The sequence below is a fragment of the Streptosporangium sp. NPDC051022 genome, from assembly GCF_040683035.1.
GTDB lineage: Bacteria > Actinomycetota > Actinomycetes > Streptosporangiales > Streptosporangiaceae > Streptosporangium.
Genome location: NZ_JBFBCF010000006.1, coordinates 189,759 through 203,631, shown reverse-complemented (window position 1 = coordinate 203,631; position 13,873 = coordinate 189,759). Strand labels below are relative to the sequence as shown.

The following is a 13,873-nucleotide window of genomic DNA, read 5'->3' as shown; positions in this document are numbered from 1 at the left end:
TCTAGGGTTGGTAATCCAGCGGATATCTCGATGGATACGGGAGTTTTGTGCGGAGCTCGGCCCCACTCACGCAGGTCATCATGCTTACCAACGTGGTGGTTGTGATCACCGCGGTGACGGTGCTTCTGGTGCGCCCCGGTGCCGCACCACCGACCTCCGCCCTGCTGGCGGGGACGGCGCAGGTGCCCCCCGCCGGGGGTGCGGCGCCACCGTCCCCGCCACCGCTCTCCCCATCGGCCTCGCCGACCTCGTCCCCGTCCCCGGGGTCGCCGTCGGCTTCGCCGTCCCCGGTGGCCCTGCCCTCGGCCGACCTGCCGCCGCCGGTCGTGGCCTCCCCGGAGTTCGCGCGCCAGGTCAAGGCGAACGAGGCGGGACTGGTCCCGGTGCTGATGTACCACCGGATCATGAAGAAGAGGCTGGCCTCCATCGACCGCACCCCCGCCCAGGTGCGCCAGGAGCTGGAGAGACTGGCCCGGGACGGTTACGTGCCGATCACCGCGCGCGAGTTCGTCACCGGCAGGATCGACATCCCCGCGGGCAAGCACCCGGTGGTGCTGACCTTCGACGACGGTCATCCGAGCCACTTCGCGCTGGACGGCGCCGGCATGCCAGCCAAGGACACCGCCGTCGGGATCATCTACGACGTGGCGAAGAGGTATCCGGACTTCCGCCCGGTCGCCACCTTCTGGGTCAACCGGCAGCCGTTCGGGCTGCGCGCCGAGCGGGACCAGGAGAACGCCGTGCGGTGGCTGACCTCGCACGGCTTCGAGGTGGCCAACCACACCTGGGACCACCCCTACCTGCCGGGCCTGTCGAAGAAGAAGGTCGCCGAGCAGATCGTCAGGGTCGAGCGGCTGCTGACGAAGTTCGGCGCGGGCCCTTCCGAGACGCTCGCGCTGCCCTTCGGCGCGATGCCGCGCAAGAGGTCCACCGTGCAGAGCGGCAAGTGGGACGGCGACCGCTTCGCGTTCAAGGGCGTCTTCCTGGCGGGCGCCCAGTCGTCGGTCTCGCCTTTTACCAAGGATTACGACTGGCGGGCCATCCAGCGGATCCAGAGCAACGGCAAGAAGGGCGAGTGCCGCAAATGGTGCTCGCAGTACTGGCTGGAGTGGCTGAACAAGCATCCGGGCCGGCGATACACGGCGGACGGAGATCCCGAACGTATCTCCGTTCCGCAGGCACTTCGCGGTACTATCAGCGCCCAGTGGAGGCAGCGGATCAACGCCTACTGAGGAAGTTGATCTGCAGCCTTACGTCGGCGTGTCGCGCTACCGGATTGACCAGGCTCGTCTGGTCTCATATGCTGATCGCTGCGCTGTGGGCTCGCGTGTGTCTCGGACGGAGTGGGCTCGCGCTCGATCAAGCCGGTGTAATCGCTTCCTGATGTGGTCGCTCCGGCTGGACGATAAGGGGCCTGCTGCGTGTTCGCCACATCGACATCTGTCCGCGTTCGGAGCAATTCCACACATGACGAGCAGCACTGAGGCCACCTCGAGCACCCCGCAGGTAGCGGTCAACGACATCGGCTCCGAGGAAGAGTTCCTCGCAGCGATCGACCTGACCATCAAGTACTTCAACGACGGCGACATCGTCGAGGGCACCGTCGTCAAGGTCGATCGAGACGAAGTTTTGCTCGACATCGGCTACAAGACCGAGGGCGTCATCCCCTCGCGTGAGCTCTCGATCAAGCACGATGTCGACCCGGCGGACGTCGTCGAGGTTGGCGAGCACGTCGAGGCCCTGGTTCTCCAGAAGGAGGACAAGGAAGGTCGCCTCATCCTGTCCAAGAAGCGCGCCCAGTACGAGCGCGCCTGGGGCACGATCGAGAAGATCAAGGACGAGGACGGCATCGTCACCGGCACCGTCATCGAGGTCGTCAAGGGCGGTCTCATCCTCGACATCGGCCTGCGCGGCTTCCTGCCGGCGTCGCTGGTCGAGATGCGCCGTGTCCGCGACCTGCAGCCCTACGTGGGCCGTGAGCTCGAGGCCAAGATCATAGAGCTCGACAAGAACCGCAACAACGTGGTTCTCTCCCGTCGCGCCTGGCTCGAGCAGACCCAGTCCGAGGTTCGCCAGACGTTCCTCAACACCCTGCAGAAGGGTCAGGTCCGCAAGGGCGTCGTCTCCTCGATCGTCAACTTCGGTGCGTTCGTGGACCTCGGCGGCGTCGACGGACTGGTTCACGTCTCCGAGCTGTCCTGGAAGCACATCGACCACCCCTCCGAGGTCGTCGAGGTCGGCCAGGAGGTCACCGTCGAGGTTCTCGACGTCGACATGGAGCGCGAGCGGGTCTCGCTGTCGCTCAAGGCGACGCAGGAGGACCCCTGGCAGCAGTTCGCCCGCACCCACCAGATCGGTCAGGTCGTCCCGGGTCGCGTCACCAAGCTGGTGCCGTTCGGTGCGTTCGTCCGCGTCGAGGAGGGCATCGAGGGCCTGGTCCACATCTCCGAGCTGGCCGAGCGCCACGTCGAGATCCCCGAGCAGGTCGTCCAGGTCGGCGACGAGATCTTCGTGAAGATCATCGACATCGACCTCGACCGTCGCCGGATCTCGCTGTCGCTCAAGCAGGCGAACGAGGGTGCGATGGGCGCCGACGTCGAGTTCGACCCCACGCTGTACGGCATGGCGGCGACCTACGACGAGTCGGGCAACTACATCTACCCCGAGGGCTTCGACTCCGAGACCGGCGAGTGGCTCGAGGGCTTCGACCGCCAGCGCGAGGAGTGGGAGCGGCAGTACGCCGAGGCCCAGACCCGCTTCGAGGCGCACAAGAAGCAGGTCGAGGAGGCCCGCAAGGCCGAGGCCGAGGCCGGCGAGGCGGCTCCCACCTCCTACTCCGGTGAGACCGCGACGTCCAGCTCCAGCGGCTCCTCCGCTCCGGCGGGTGGCGCCCTCGCCTCGGACGAGGCGCTGGCGGCCCTGCGTGAGAAGCTGGCCGGAGGCCAGAGCTGACGCTTCGGCGGTGAATGTGGCGATCTGAGATCCAGAAAAGGGCCCCGCTCCGGCGGGGCCCTTTTTCGTGGTCGCATGCCGGTTTTTTCACGGTCCCTTGCCGATCCTGTGCCGGGTTTTTATCGTCGTGTGTCTGGCTCACGCCTTCCGTGTCCGGTCTCGCGTCCGGGTCCACGGGGCAGTGCCCTCGGTGCCCTCGGTGCCCGGCGGTCCGGCGTCCTTCGGACCCGGTCCGTCTCGTTCTCGGTTCACGCGGCCACGCGTCGTAGGCGCGGCGTTCACGCGTTAGGGTTACGGCGTGGCGGTGATCGAATGGGCGGAGCCCGAGGACGCGGGCGAGATCCTGACCGTGCAGCGGGCCGCCTACGTGAGCGAGGCGCAGCTCTACGGAGACCCGTTCATCCCGCCGCTGGTGGAGTCGGCGGGGCAGGTCCGCAAGGCGGTGGAGACGGGTGCCGTGCTCCTTGCCCGCGAGGGGACGCGCGTCGTCGGCGCGGTCCGGGGCCGCATGTCCGGCACCACCTGCCTGGTCGGCCGCCTGGTGGTCGCGCCGGACGCGCAGGGCAGGGGGACCGGCGGCGCGCTGCTGGCGGCCCTGCACGACGAGATGGCCTCCGCCCTGGCGTTCGACCTGTTCACCGGACACCTGTCGGAGGGCAACCTGCGTCTGTACCGGCGTCACGGCTATCGGGAGACCCACAGGGAGCGGATGAGCGATCACCTGACCCTGGTCCACATGCGCAGACAGGTGTAGCCGGGGCCGGGACCGCGGTACGGGCGGGATCGTGGACGCCCGCACCGGGGAGGGGGCGGTGGAGAACGAGGTGACCTCCGATCCGGGGCCTTGGGCGGTGAGCCGTACCGCGTATGCTGCGGATCATGTTGAAAGTGGGCCTTACCGGCGGGATCGGTTCCGGCAAGAGCGAGGTGTCGCGACGGCTGACGGCCAGGGGCGCCGTGGTGATCGACGCGGACAAGATCGCCCGTGAGGTGGTCGAGCCCGGGACCGGGGGACTGGCGCGGATCGTCGCGCTGTTCGGGAGCGGAGTGCTGCACGAGGACGGCTCGCTCAACAGGGAGAGGCTCGGCTCGATCGTCTTCACCGACTCCGAGAAACTGGCCTCGCTCAACGCCATCGTGCACCCGCTGGTCGGGGCCCGGGTCGCCGAACTGCAGAGCCAGGCGGACGAGGACGCGATCGTCGTCTACGACGTGCCGCTGCTCGCGGAGAACAACCTGGCCCCCATGTACGACGTGATCGTGGTCGTCGACGCGGCCGACGAGACGCGCCTCGACCGGCTGGTCCGGCTGCGGGGCATGAGCGAGCAGGACGCCAGAGCCAGGCTCGCCGCGCAGGCGAGCCGCGAGGACCGGCTGAAGATCGCCGACATCGTGGTGCCGAACGAGGGCTCCCTGGAGGAACTGGAGACCCGGGTGGAGGAGGTCTGGGCCGAGCTGGTGGCCCGCGCCGGTGCCTGAGATCCGGCCTCCGGAACGCGGTCTCTGAGATCCGATGCCGGGGTCCGGAGTGGGACCCGGTTTTCGGGCGCCGGTGTCCGGGATCCAGTGTGTGGGACCTGGTTCGCGGGGTTCGGCCTCCGAAGGGTGTTCGGGAGGGGCACAGAGTCTGGCGAGGCGGATCCGGGACCGTGGGGGTCGGAGAGAGGCCCGGTGGGGGCCGCCGTCATGGCTCCGCCGGGCACGGCAGGGGGACGATGGTCGTATTCCGCTATCCGCCTCGCGGATGACCTCACCCTGCTAAAGATCATCCGATCAGTCGTTTGATCGGGCAATCCCGCCATCTACTGTCGAGGTAAATCTCGACATCGGCGGGGGTCGGCATGCGAGGCGTGCGAAGCATGGGCGCGGTCGTGGCTGTGGCGACCATCGCGACCGTCGTTCTTCCGCTGGTGCTGCCACTGGCCCGCATTCCCGGCCCCGGGACACTGCTGGCGGGCGGGGTTCCCGCGGGGCTGTACCTCCAGGTGGCCGCCCATCCCGACGACGATCTGCTGTTCATGAGCCCCGACCTGCTGAAGCTGATCGCCCGCGGCGCGAGCACCGTCACGGTCTACCTCACGGCGGGAGAGTCGGTCGCGGGGATGCGCGACGACCACCCGCCGAGGGGTTACGCCATCGACCGGCAGCGGGGCATCAGAGCCGCCTACGCCTGGGTCGCCGGGGCCCGCGACCGGTGGCGGCGCAAACTGATGGTCGCGGGCCGGATACCGGTCGAGGTGGACACCCTGACCGACGCGCCGCGCGTCCAGCTGATCTTCGCCGGGCTGCCCGACGGAGGCGACCCCCGGGCGGACGGCGGACGCGGTGCGCTGACCCGGCTGTGGGCCGACAGCACGGGCCGGGCCTGCGTGCACGCCTTCCTACGCCGTGACGCCTGCCTGTCACACGACGACGTGCTGGACATGCTGCGCACGCTGATGCGCACCTTCCGGCCGACCGTGCTGCACATCCTCGACCCGGCCCCGCCACCGGCCGGCCCGGACCATCCCGACCACGTCGCCGCCGCCCGGTTCGCGGCCGAGGCCGCGGCCGTATCCGCGGACGTCGAGGTGATCGCCTACCGGGGATACACGATCCAGCCCCTCCCGCCCAACCTGGGACCCGCGGAGCGCGAGGTCAAACGCAAGGCTTTCGCCATCTACCGGCAGCATGACTACCGGGCGGGCTCCGGCTACCGCTACGACGCCTGGATCGAGCGGATGTATCGCCGCTGGCCGGATAAATCCATGGCTTCGAATCAGCTGATCGCGAGATCATGAGCCATGGCCGTGACGCGAGAACTCCTCGCCTACTACGAGCGGGGCGGTGAGCACGACCGGCTCCGCCGGGGCCGGGGCAGGCTGGAATTCTGGCGGACCCAGGACGTGCTGCGCAGGGTGCTGCCGGAGGCTCCCGCCCGGGTGCTGGACGTGGGCGGCGGGACCGGGGTACACGCCGAGTGGCTGGCGGCCGACGGCTACCTGAATGCGGGCCAGTGCTCCTGCCTTCAGGCCGGGGGTGAAGGCCCGCGAGAGGGCCATCGGACCCGGGCGTGATCCGGGCCGGACGGCTTTCCGGAGGGGGCCGGTGAACACCCGATGCCGATGTCCGGTGACGAAGACCAAACGGGCGTGCAGGACAAAAGCGCCATGCCTGCCGGTTTCGGCGTCTCCGTGATCCAGCCGTGACCCAGCGTTAGAGTCATGGTGTGCAGTTGCGGTACAACGTCCGTCTCTATCCGATCTATCCGACGCCGGGTCAGTGTCAGGCGCTGGCGCGGGCGTTCGGGTGTGCGCGGACGGTGTTCAACGACGCCCTTCGCGCCCGGGTCGAGGCTCGCGAGCGGGGGTTGCCGTACCTGTCGGACGGGGAGTTGTCCAAGCGGGTCATCACCCGGGCCAAGACGACGCCGGAGCGCGCCTGGCTGGGCGAGGTGTCGGCCGTGGTGCTGCAGCAGGCGCTGGCCGACCTGAACGCCGCCTACCGCAACTTCTTCGCCTCGATCACCGGCAGGCGCAAGGGGCCGAAGATCGCCGCTCCCCGGTTCCGGTCCCGCAAGGATGCCCGGCAGGCGATCCGCTTCACCCGCAACGCCCGCTTCGCGATCACAGCGGGCGGAAGGCTGCGGCTGCCGAAGATCGGGGAGGTGCCGGTCCGCTGGTCCCGTCCCCTGCCGTCCGAGCCTTCCAGCGTGACGGTGATCAAGGACGCGGCCGGGCGGTACTTCGCCTCCTTCGTGGTCGAGACCACCGACGCGCCGCTGCCTGAGACGATCGGCGAGATCGGCGTCGATCTGGGGCTGACGCATTTCGCGGTCACCTCCGACGGCCGCAAGATCGACAATCCGCGGTTCCTGCGCCGGGCGGCCAAGAAGCTGCGCAAGGCGCAGCGGTCGCTGTCTCGTAAGGCGAAGGGGTCGAACAATCGCAGGAAGGCCGTGGTGAGGGTCGCCCGGGCGCACGCCCAGGTGGCCGACACGCGCCGGGACCACGCCCACAAGCTCTCCACGAGCATCATCCGCGACAACCAAGCGGTGTACGTGGAGAACCTGTGCGTGTCCGGCCTGGGCCGCACCAGCCTGGCCCGGAGCGTGCACGACGCCGGGTGGTCGCAGTTCACCGCGATGCTGGAGTACAAGGCCGCCCGGTACGGCCGCACCTTCGCCAGGGTGGACCGCTTCTTTCCATCGTCGAAGCTGTGCTCGGCCTGCGGGACGGTCACCGCGTCGCTGCCGTTGAGCGTCCGATCGTGGAGTTGCCTCTGCGGGGCCGTCCACGACCGGGACGTGAACGCGGCGAAGAACATCCTGGCCGCCGGACGGGCGGACAGGCTAAACGCCCGTGGAGGGACGGTAAGACCGGGGCCTGCCCCGGCGCGGCCCGGTGAAGCAGGAACCCCCTCCAAGCTGCCTGCCACGCTGGCGGTGTAGCAGGGGAGAATCCCCGCCCTTCGGGGCTGGGAGGACGTCAAGAGGTCGGGCTCTTCGACCCGGTCCCCGCCCACGTGGAGCGCGCCGGCGAACTGGCCGGGGTGACCGCCCGGCCCGGCGACGCCAGGGCGCTTCCCGTGCGGGACGCGGGGGCGGACGCCGTCCTGCTTCTGGGGCCGCTGTACCACCTGGCCGAACACGCCGACCGGATCCGCGCGCTGAGCGAGGCCCGGCGTGCCCTCGAATCGGTACCCGCACTGCTGGGGGTGAGCGGCCACATGCTCACCGTCGCCCACCGGGCCGGATAGGCCGCGAACCCCGCGGCCATGTGCGGCAGTGCGTCACGGCAGACGTCGGAGCGGGGCGTCGCAGTGGGACGTCACGGTGGGGCGTCACGGTGGGGAGTGGCGGGCCCGGGGGGCGTGGGGAACGAGGGGCCGCCCCGGTCGGCGGGTGGCGACGACCGGGGCGCAGCCGTACGGCGGGGGCGGTCAGAACCAGCCGCGGCGCTGGGCCATCGCTTGGAGAGCGGCGCGCAGCGACTGCTCCACCTGGCCCGGGTGGTCGTTGTAGCGGACCGTGAACCGGTTGTAGGTGTCGTGGCTGGAGCTCAGGAAGCCGCCGCGCTTGTCGGCCTCCAGGACGACGTCCATCGCCTGCGGGCCCGAGATGAAGGTCAGTTCCAGCTCGTTGAAGTGCCGGGCGTACTCGTGGCCCGCGTAGTACTCGATCTCCTGGAAGAACGGCATCTGCGAGCCGTGCAGGGTGCCGCGCTCCAGGTCGGCCTTCTTGAAGCGGAAGCCCATGTGGTCCAGCGCGCCCAGCACGTGGTCCTGGGCGGGCAGCGGGTTGACGAACAGCGGGTCGAGGTCGCCCTTGTCCAGCGCGCCCGCCAGGGACAGCTCGGTGGCCACGCCCAGCTGCATGCCGCGCAGCGGGTGACCGCCGATGGCGCTGATCGGGGTCTCCCACGGGACGGGGATCTCGAAGGGGGCCGACTGCGGGGCGCCCGCCGCGAGGTGGAACGGGCCGGTGATCTGCCTGCGCAGGAAGCTGTAGGTCGACTTGTACTCGTTGTCGCCGCTCTCGACCTCGACGACCGCGGTGAAGTCGATGAAGATGCCCTCGACCCTGTAGTCGGAGCCGCCGCCGCGGAAGTTGACCTGCCCGCGCAGGATCTCGCCGGGGCGGACGTTGGAGTTCTGCAGCACCGTGTCGACCTCGACACCGGCGCCGAAGGCGGCCATGAGTTTACGGAACACCATAGGGGGACTCCCGGGTTGGAAAGGTTTCAGTTGGGTTCAACGGGCGGTCTGACCTGGCCGTTCCCGGCGCTGAGCTGCGGCAGGAGGTGGGCGAGGAGCATGGTCGACAGGGGGGAGGCCTCACCGGACGCGCCGCCGGTGCGCACGACGACGGGACGGGGCGCGTTCTCCGCCAGTCTGGCACCCACGTCGAGACGGCGGCGGGCCAGTTCGTACTGGAGCACGGCGCGGTTGTCACGGTAGGAGTCGGCCAGCCTGCGCAGGCCCCTGGCCTCGTTCTCCGCGGAGGTGAGCTCGGCGCGGCCCTTGGCCTCGATCTCCCAGCGCACCCGCTGCGCCTCGGTCTCGTGCTCCTCCAGCATGCGGGCGACGTCCTTGCGCGCGGTGTTGGCGGCGGCCCTGACCTCGACGATGCGGGCGTCCCTCGTCTTCTTGGCACGCTCGATCTCCATCAGCAGGGTGTCGATCCGCCGCTTGCGGGTCAGCTCCCACTCGCGCTCGAAGGCCGACAGCTCCTTGGCGACCTTCTCACGGGTGGCCAGGTGCTGCTGGTACTGGTCGGGCAGCTGGACGTCGGGGATGTTGGCGCCGGTGATGCGCACGCCGTAGCGGCCGAGCTGGCGGGTCAGCAGCTCCTGCATGTCACCCACGTCGGAGCCGCGCAGGTCGTAGGCCCGCTCGGTGTTGACCCTGCGGCTGCGCTGGCGGATGGCGTCCTGTACGGCACTGCTGAGCACGAGGTCGAAGTTGCCCGCGCCGATCGTCCTGACGAAGGCGACCGGGTCGACGATGCGGAACTTCAGGAAGAACTCGATCGACTTCAGCGGCACGTTCTCCGCGGTCGGGCAGGCCGCGATCGGGGCGGAGTAGGGGATCTCGGTCGAGGTGTCCACCACCGCGTCCACCCGGTCCCACGGCAGCCACAGGTAGTGGCGTCCGGGGGACAGGATGCCGGTGATCGCGCCCCACCGGCTGCGCACGCCGGTCGTCCCCTCCTCGATCTCGACGATGGCCCGGCGCCACAGCCAGACCAGCGCCGTGAGCAGGGACAGCAGCGCCCCCGCGGCCGCCAGGGCGGAGAGGATCCCGCCGCCCAGCAGGGCCGTGCCGGTGAGATAGAGCGACAGGAACAGCAGCGCGACCCAGGTGAAGCCCCGGCGGTCCTTGGGGATGACGACCGGGACGAGCTGCCCGGACTCGCCGCCGCGCAGCAGCTGGCGGATCTCCGACCAGGAGGCCAGGGATTCCTTGATCTTGGAGAACTCTCGGCTCATCTCAGATGTCTTCCTGCGCGGTGGGCACGACGGGCTGTGCGGTGGCTCCCGTGACCGCCGAAACCTCCGCGGCCGGGTTGAGCAGGGCGGCGATCTCGGCCTCCCGGCCCTCGACGCGCAGGCCGATCTCGGCGATCCGCGCCCTGATCGCCGCCATGTCCGCCTCGGAGAACAGCTGCGTCTCGCGGCCGCCGACGAGCTGCGTGGCCAGGGTGAGCAGGTCGACGTCCGTCGTCTCGCCGACCTGCACCACACGGGGCAGGTGGGAGGCCACGGCCTCCAGCTTGTCGAGCAGGTCCTGCTGGAAGCGGTACTCCAGGATCTCCGGCGCCTCGGCGGCGCTCAGCGCCCGGATGTCGAGTGCCTGGGCCTCCAGCAGGGCCGCGTTGGCCCTGGCGGTCGACTCCGCCTCGACCAGCCGCTGGCTCGCCTGGGCCTTGGCCTGGTGGGAGGCGCGTTCCAGCGCCGTGTCCATCCGCGCCTGGTATCCGGCGATCTCGGCGTGGATGGCCGACAGCTGCTCCTGGAGCCCGGCGAGCTCCTTGACCAGGTCGCCCTCGTTCTGCTCCTTGCGCAGCTGGAGCTCGTACCCGTAGGTGTAGGCCTCCTTGGCGACCCTGATCATCTCCGGGGCGGCCAGGTCCATCCGATACTCCTGGCTGGACGGCTCGGCGTGGGTGATGTTCACGTCGGTGAGCCGTACGGCCGGCAGGAACTGCTGGTTGAGGTTGTCCAGCATGCCCAGGGTGCTCTCCCCGACCAGGTCGTAGATGTCCTCGGCGCGCTGGGCGTAGATGAGGGAGCGGGTGACCTCGCTGATCGCGTTCTGCAGTTTGGCCTGGAAACCGCCGACCGAGCCGAGGACGAAGATGAACTCGGCCGGGTCCTCGATCCGGAACTGCAGGAACAGGTCGACGCTGGCCTTGACGCCCTGCTGGGTCGGGGCCTCGCGGATGGGCGCGTTGAAGGGATACTCGCGGGTGGTGTTGACGATGTAGCTCACCCGCTTCCACGGGTTCAGCAGCGTCACCCGGCCGGGCTCGGCGATCTGCACGAGCTTGCCGAACTTGGTGATCAGCGCCTTGCAGCCCTCGGGCACCATGACCACGCTCCGCCGCCACCACAGGAACGCGGCGGCCAGCACCAGCACGGCCCAGTAGTGCGGGCCGAAGAGCACCCGCGCGCCCTCGGGCAGGCCGGTCGCGACCAGGCCGACCAGGCCCAGCGCCGCCAGCACCACCAGGGGGAGGACGATCCGCGCCGTGGTGCCCTTGGGGATGACCACGGGCGAGATCACATGAACCGTCTCGCCGTTCTGGCCGTTGCCGGTGAAGCTGCGGCTGACGATCTCTCCGGCCTCGTTCAGCGAGGCGGTCCGGGCCTCGATCAGCGTGCCGACGGACGCGCCCTGCTCGCGTGCGGCGAGGAAGTCGCCGGGGTTGAGCGCGAACCCCTTCTCGGCCGTCTGGCCGGACACCTGCCCGGCGATCTGGCCCGCGACCTGCCCCGCGACCTGGCGTAGGTCGGCCCCCTGGCTGTATGCCTGGGCGGCCGCCATCGCCGACTGGATGGCCTCTCTTGGCCGGGACATCACACCTCCGGTGGATCCGTTTATCGAAAGCCCCGTATATCACGCTTGGTGACCGCACGCACGAGTGAAAGTAAAGGACATGTGGCTTGCGATCGGCTTGACAGACAGTTGAACGACGTGCTGACGGGCGGGTGACGGGGGTGGCGGGTGAGGAAGAACGAAGAGGGCGGTGGTCCGGCGATCGGGAGCGGGAATGTCGGTGGCGCCGCCTACAGTGGTCAGGGTGAGGCCGGTAACAGATTTGCAGCGCAAGGTGGCCCCCTTCGAGGTCGTCACCGCCATGACCCCGTCGGGCGACCAGCCGACCGCGATCGCCGAGCTCGAGCGCCGTGTGAAGGCGGGTGACAAGGACAACGTCCTGCTGGGCGCGACGGGCACGGGCAAGACGGCCACGGTCGCGTGGCTGATCGAGCGACTGCAGCGGCCGACCCTGGTCATCCAGCCCAACAAGACGCTCGCCGCCCAGTTCGCCAACGAGCTGCGCGAGATGCTGCCCAACAACGCGGTCGAATACTTCGTCTCCTATTACGACTACTACCAGCCCGAGGCATACGTCCCGCAGAGTGACACCTACATCGAGAAGGACTCCTCGATCAACGAGGAGGTCGAGCGGCTGCGCCACTCGGCGACCAACTCGCTGCTGACCCGCCGTGACACGGTCGTGGTCGCGTCGGTCTCGTGCATCTACGGCCTGGGCACCCCCCAGGAATACGTCGACCGAATGGTCGCGCTGAAGGTCGGCCAGGAGATCGAGCGCGACACGCTGCTGCGCCGCCTGGTCGACATGCAGTACACCCGCAACGACCTGGCCTTCACCCGGGGCACCTTCCGGGTGCGCGGCGACACGATCGAGATCATCCCGAAGTACGAAGAGCTCGCCGTGCGGATCGAGATGTTCGGCGACGAGATCGAGAAGCTCGCCACCATGCACCCGCTGACCGGTGAGGTGATCTCGGAGGACGAGGAGCTCTACATCTTCCCGGCATCCCACTACGTCGCGGGCGCCGAGCGGATGGAGAAGGCCATCCGGGGCATCGAGGCCGAGCTCGCCGAGAGCCTGCAGACGATGGAGCGGCAGGGCAAGCTGCTCGAGGCCCAGCGGCTGCGCATGCGCACCACCTACGACCTTGAGATGATGCGCCAGATCGGCACCTGCTCCGGCATCGAGAACTACTCCCGCCACATGGACGGCCGTGCCCCGGGAAGCGCGCCCAACACCCTGCTCGACTACTTCCCCGAAGACTTCCTGCTGGTTCTGGACGAGTCGCACCAGACGGTCCCGCAGATCGGCGCGATGTACGAAGGAGACGCCTCCCGCAAGCGCACGCTCGTCGACCACGGCTTCCGCCTGCCCTCGGCCCTGGACAACCGCCCGCTGAAGTGGGAGGAGTTCCTGGAGCGGATCGGCCAGACCGTCTACCTGTCGGCCACCCCCGGCTCCTACGAGCTGGGCCGCTCGGGGGGCGACGTCGTCGAGCAGGTGATCCGGCCGACCGGCCTGGTCGACCCCGAGGTGATCGTCAAGCCCACGAAGTCCCAGATCGACGACCTGGTCCACGAGATCAGGACCCGGACCGAGAAGGACGAGCGGGTCCTGGTCACCACGCTGACCAAGAAGATGTCGGAGGACCTCACCGACTATCTCCTGGAGCTGGGCATCCGGGTCCGATACCTCCACAGCGAGGTCGACACGCTGCGCCGCATCGAGCTCCTGCGCGAGCTGCGGATGGGCGAGTTCGACGTCCTGGTCGGCATCAACCTGCTCCGTGAGGGCCTGGACCTGCCCGAGGTGTCGCTGGTCGCCATCCTCGACGCCGACAAGGAGGGCTTCCTGCGCTCGGAGACCTCGCTGATCCAGACCATCGGCCGCGCGGCCCGCAACGTCTCCGGTCAGGTGCACATGTACGCCGACCGGATCACCCCCTCCATGGAGCGGGCGATCGAGGAGACCAACCGGCGGCGGGCCAAGCAGACGGCCTACAACGAGGCCAACGGCATCGACCCCCAGCCGCTCCGCAAGAAGATCGCCGACATCCTCGACTCGCTCACCCGCGAGGACGCCGACACCGCCCAGCTCCTCGGCGGCAGCGGCCGCCAGCAGTCACGCGGCAAGGCCCCGGTTCCCGGGTTCGCGGTCAAGCAGGTCGGCCAGCACGCCAAGGCGATCGCGGGGGAGATGCCCAGAGCCCAGCTGGAGGCGCTGGTCGAGTCGCTCACCGAGCAGATGCACCAGGCCGCCGCCGACCTCCAGTTCGAGGTGGCCGCCCGGCTGCGCGACGAGATCAAGGAGCTCAAGCGGGAGGTCCGCGACATGCGCGAGGCCGGAGTCTCCTGAGCGCGATGCCCCCGGCGGAAGTCCCGC

At 69.3% G+C, this 13,873-nt stretch carries 12 protein-coding genes; 9 read left to right on the top strand and 3 right to left on the bottom strand.

The genetic code is table 11. The annotated features are described in order from the left end of the window. Positions 1 to 80 precede the first annotated feature (80 nt). The 8 genes from AB0N02_RS13815 (at position 81) to AB0N02_RS13780 (ending at position 7,689) form a co-directional block, all read left to right on the top strand. Positions 81 to 1,232, top strand: a complete 1,152-nt coding sequence (locus AB0N02_RS13815; RefSeq protein WP_363945699.1) for a polysaccharide deacetylase family protein — start codon at positions 81 to 83, stop codon at positions 1,230 to 1,232. A 235-nt stretch (positions 1,233 to 1,467) separates the two neighbouring features. Next, positions 1,468 to 2,952, top strand: coding sequence for a 30S ribosomal protein S1 (rpsA, locus tag AB0N02_RS13810; protein WP_363945697.1), 1,485 nt, complete (start codon positions 1,468 to 1,470; stop codon positions 2,950 to 2,952). 298 nt (positions 2,953 to 3,250) lie between these two features. Further along, the gene (locus AB0N02_RS13805; RefSeq protein WP_363945695.1) at positions 3,251 to 3,706 is read left to right on the top strand and encodes a GNAT family N-acetyltransferase; all 456 of its coding nucleotides are present in this window, start codon (positions 3,251 to 3,253) and stop codon (positions 3,704 to 3,706) included. Positions 3,707 to 3,831: 125 nt separating this feature from the next. Next, positions 3,832 to 4,431, top strand: a complete 600-nt coding sequence (gene coaE, locus AB0N02_RS13800) for a dephospho-CoA kinase (protein ID WP_363945694.1) — start codon at positions 3,832 to 3,834, stop codon at positions 4,429 to 4,431. Positions 4,432 to 4,793: 362 nt separating this feature from the next. Beyond that, positions 4,794 to 5,732 carry a PIG-L family deacetylase gene (locus AB0N02_RS13795; protein WP_363945692.1) on the top strand — a complete coding sequence of 313 codons (939 nt, stop codon included), beginning with the start codon at positions 4,794 to 4,796 and terminating at the stop codon, positions 5,730 to 5,732. 9 nt (positions 5,733 to 5,741) lie between these two features. Next, entirely contained in the window at positions 5,742 to 6,008 is a 267-nt protein-coding gene (locus AB0N02_RS13790) for a hypothetical protein (RefSeq protein WP_363945690.1), read from the top strand. A gap of 152 nt (positions 6,009 to 6,160) precedes the next feature. Beyond that, positions 6,161 to 7,381, top strand: coding sequence for an RNA-guided endonuclease TnpB family protein (locus AB0N02_RS13785; RefSeq protein WP_363945688.1), 1,221 nt, complete (start codon positions 6,161 to 6,163; stop codon positions 7,379 to 7,381). Positions 7,382 to 7,407: 26 nt separating this feature from the next. Beyond that, positions 7,408 to 7,689 carry a class I SAM-dependent methyltransferase gene (locus AB0N02_RS13780; RefSeq protein ID WP_363945925.1) on the top strand — a complete coding sequence of 94 codons (282 nt, stop codon included), beginning with the start codon at positions 7,408 to 7,410 and terminating at the stop codon, positions 7,687 to 7,689. A gap of 183 nt (positions 7,690 to 7,872) precedes the next feature. On the opposite strand, the gene AB0N02_RS13775 is transcribed toward AB0N02_RS13780, so the two are convergent. From AB0N02_RS13775 to AB0N02_RS13765, 3 genes are read right to left on the bottom strand one after another with little or no spacing between them, the layout of a single operon-like run. Further along, complete coding sequence (locus AB0N02_RS13775; RefSeq protein ID WP_363945687.1) at positions 7,873 to 8,646, bottom strand: sporulation protein; 774 nt, start codon at positions 8,644 to 8,646, stop codon at positions 7,873 to 7,875. A gap of 26 nt (positions 8,647 to 8,672) precedes the next feature. Continuing rightward, on the bottom strand, positions 8,673 to 9,920 hold the full coding sequence (locus tag AB0N02_RS13770) for an SPFH domain-containing protein (RefSeq protein ID WP_363945685.1): 1,248 nt from the start codon (positions 9,918 to 9,920) through the stop codon (positions 8,673 to 8,675). Position 9,921: 1 nt separating this feature from the next. Further along, positions 9,922 to 11,511, bottom strand: a complete 1,590-nt coding sequence (locus AB0N02_RS13765) for an SPFH domain-containing protein (protein ID WP_363945684.1) — start codon at positions 11,509 to 11,511, stop codon at positions 9,922 to 9,924. 223 nt (positions 11,512 to 11,734) lie between these two features. Here AB0N02_RS13765 and uvrB point away from each other — a divergent pair, with 223 nt between their 5' ends. Continuing rightward, positions 11,735 to 13,846, top strand: a complete 2,112-nt coding sequence (uvrB, locus tag AB0N02_RS13760; protein WP_363945683.1) for an excinuclease ABC subunit UvrB — start codon at positions 11,735 to 11,737, stop codon at positions 13,844 to 13,846. The last annotated feature ends 27 nt before the right edge of the window (positions 13,847 to 13,873 follow it).

What these genes read in the sequence shown, in the direction of transcription:
- AB0N02_RS13775 (WP_363945687.1), bottom strand. Translation starts at nt 8,646, where the DNA reads ATGGTGTTCCGTAAACTCATGGCCGCCTTCGGCGCCGGTGTCGAGGTC.
- AB0N02_RS13815 (WP_363945699.1), top strand. Translation starts at nt 81, where the DNA reads ATGCTTACCAACGTGGTGGTTGTGATCACCGCGGTGACGGTGCTTCTG.
- coaE (WP_363945694.1), top strand. Translation starts at nt 3,832, where the DNA reads ATGTTGAAAGTGGGCCTTACCGGCGGGATCGGTTCCGGCAAGAGCGAG.
- AB0N02_RS13770 (WP_363945685.1), bottom strand. Translation starts at nt 9,920, where the DNA reads ATGAGCCGAGAGTTCTCCAAGATCAAGGAATCCCTGGCCTCCTGGTCG.
- AB0N02_RS13765 (WP_363945684.1), bottom strand. Translation starts at nt 11,511, where the DNA reads ATGTCCCGGCCAAGAGAGGCCATCCAGTCGGCGATGGCGGCCGCCCAG.
- AB0N02_RS13795 (WP_363945692.1), top strand. Translation starts at nt 4,794, where the DNA reads ATGCGAGGCGTGCGAAGCATGGGCGCGGTCGTGGCTGTGGCGACCATC.
- rpsA (WP_363945697.1), top strand. Translation starts at nt 1,468, where the DNA reads ATGACGAGCAGCACTGAGGCCACCTCGAGCACCCCGCAGGTAGCGGTC.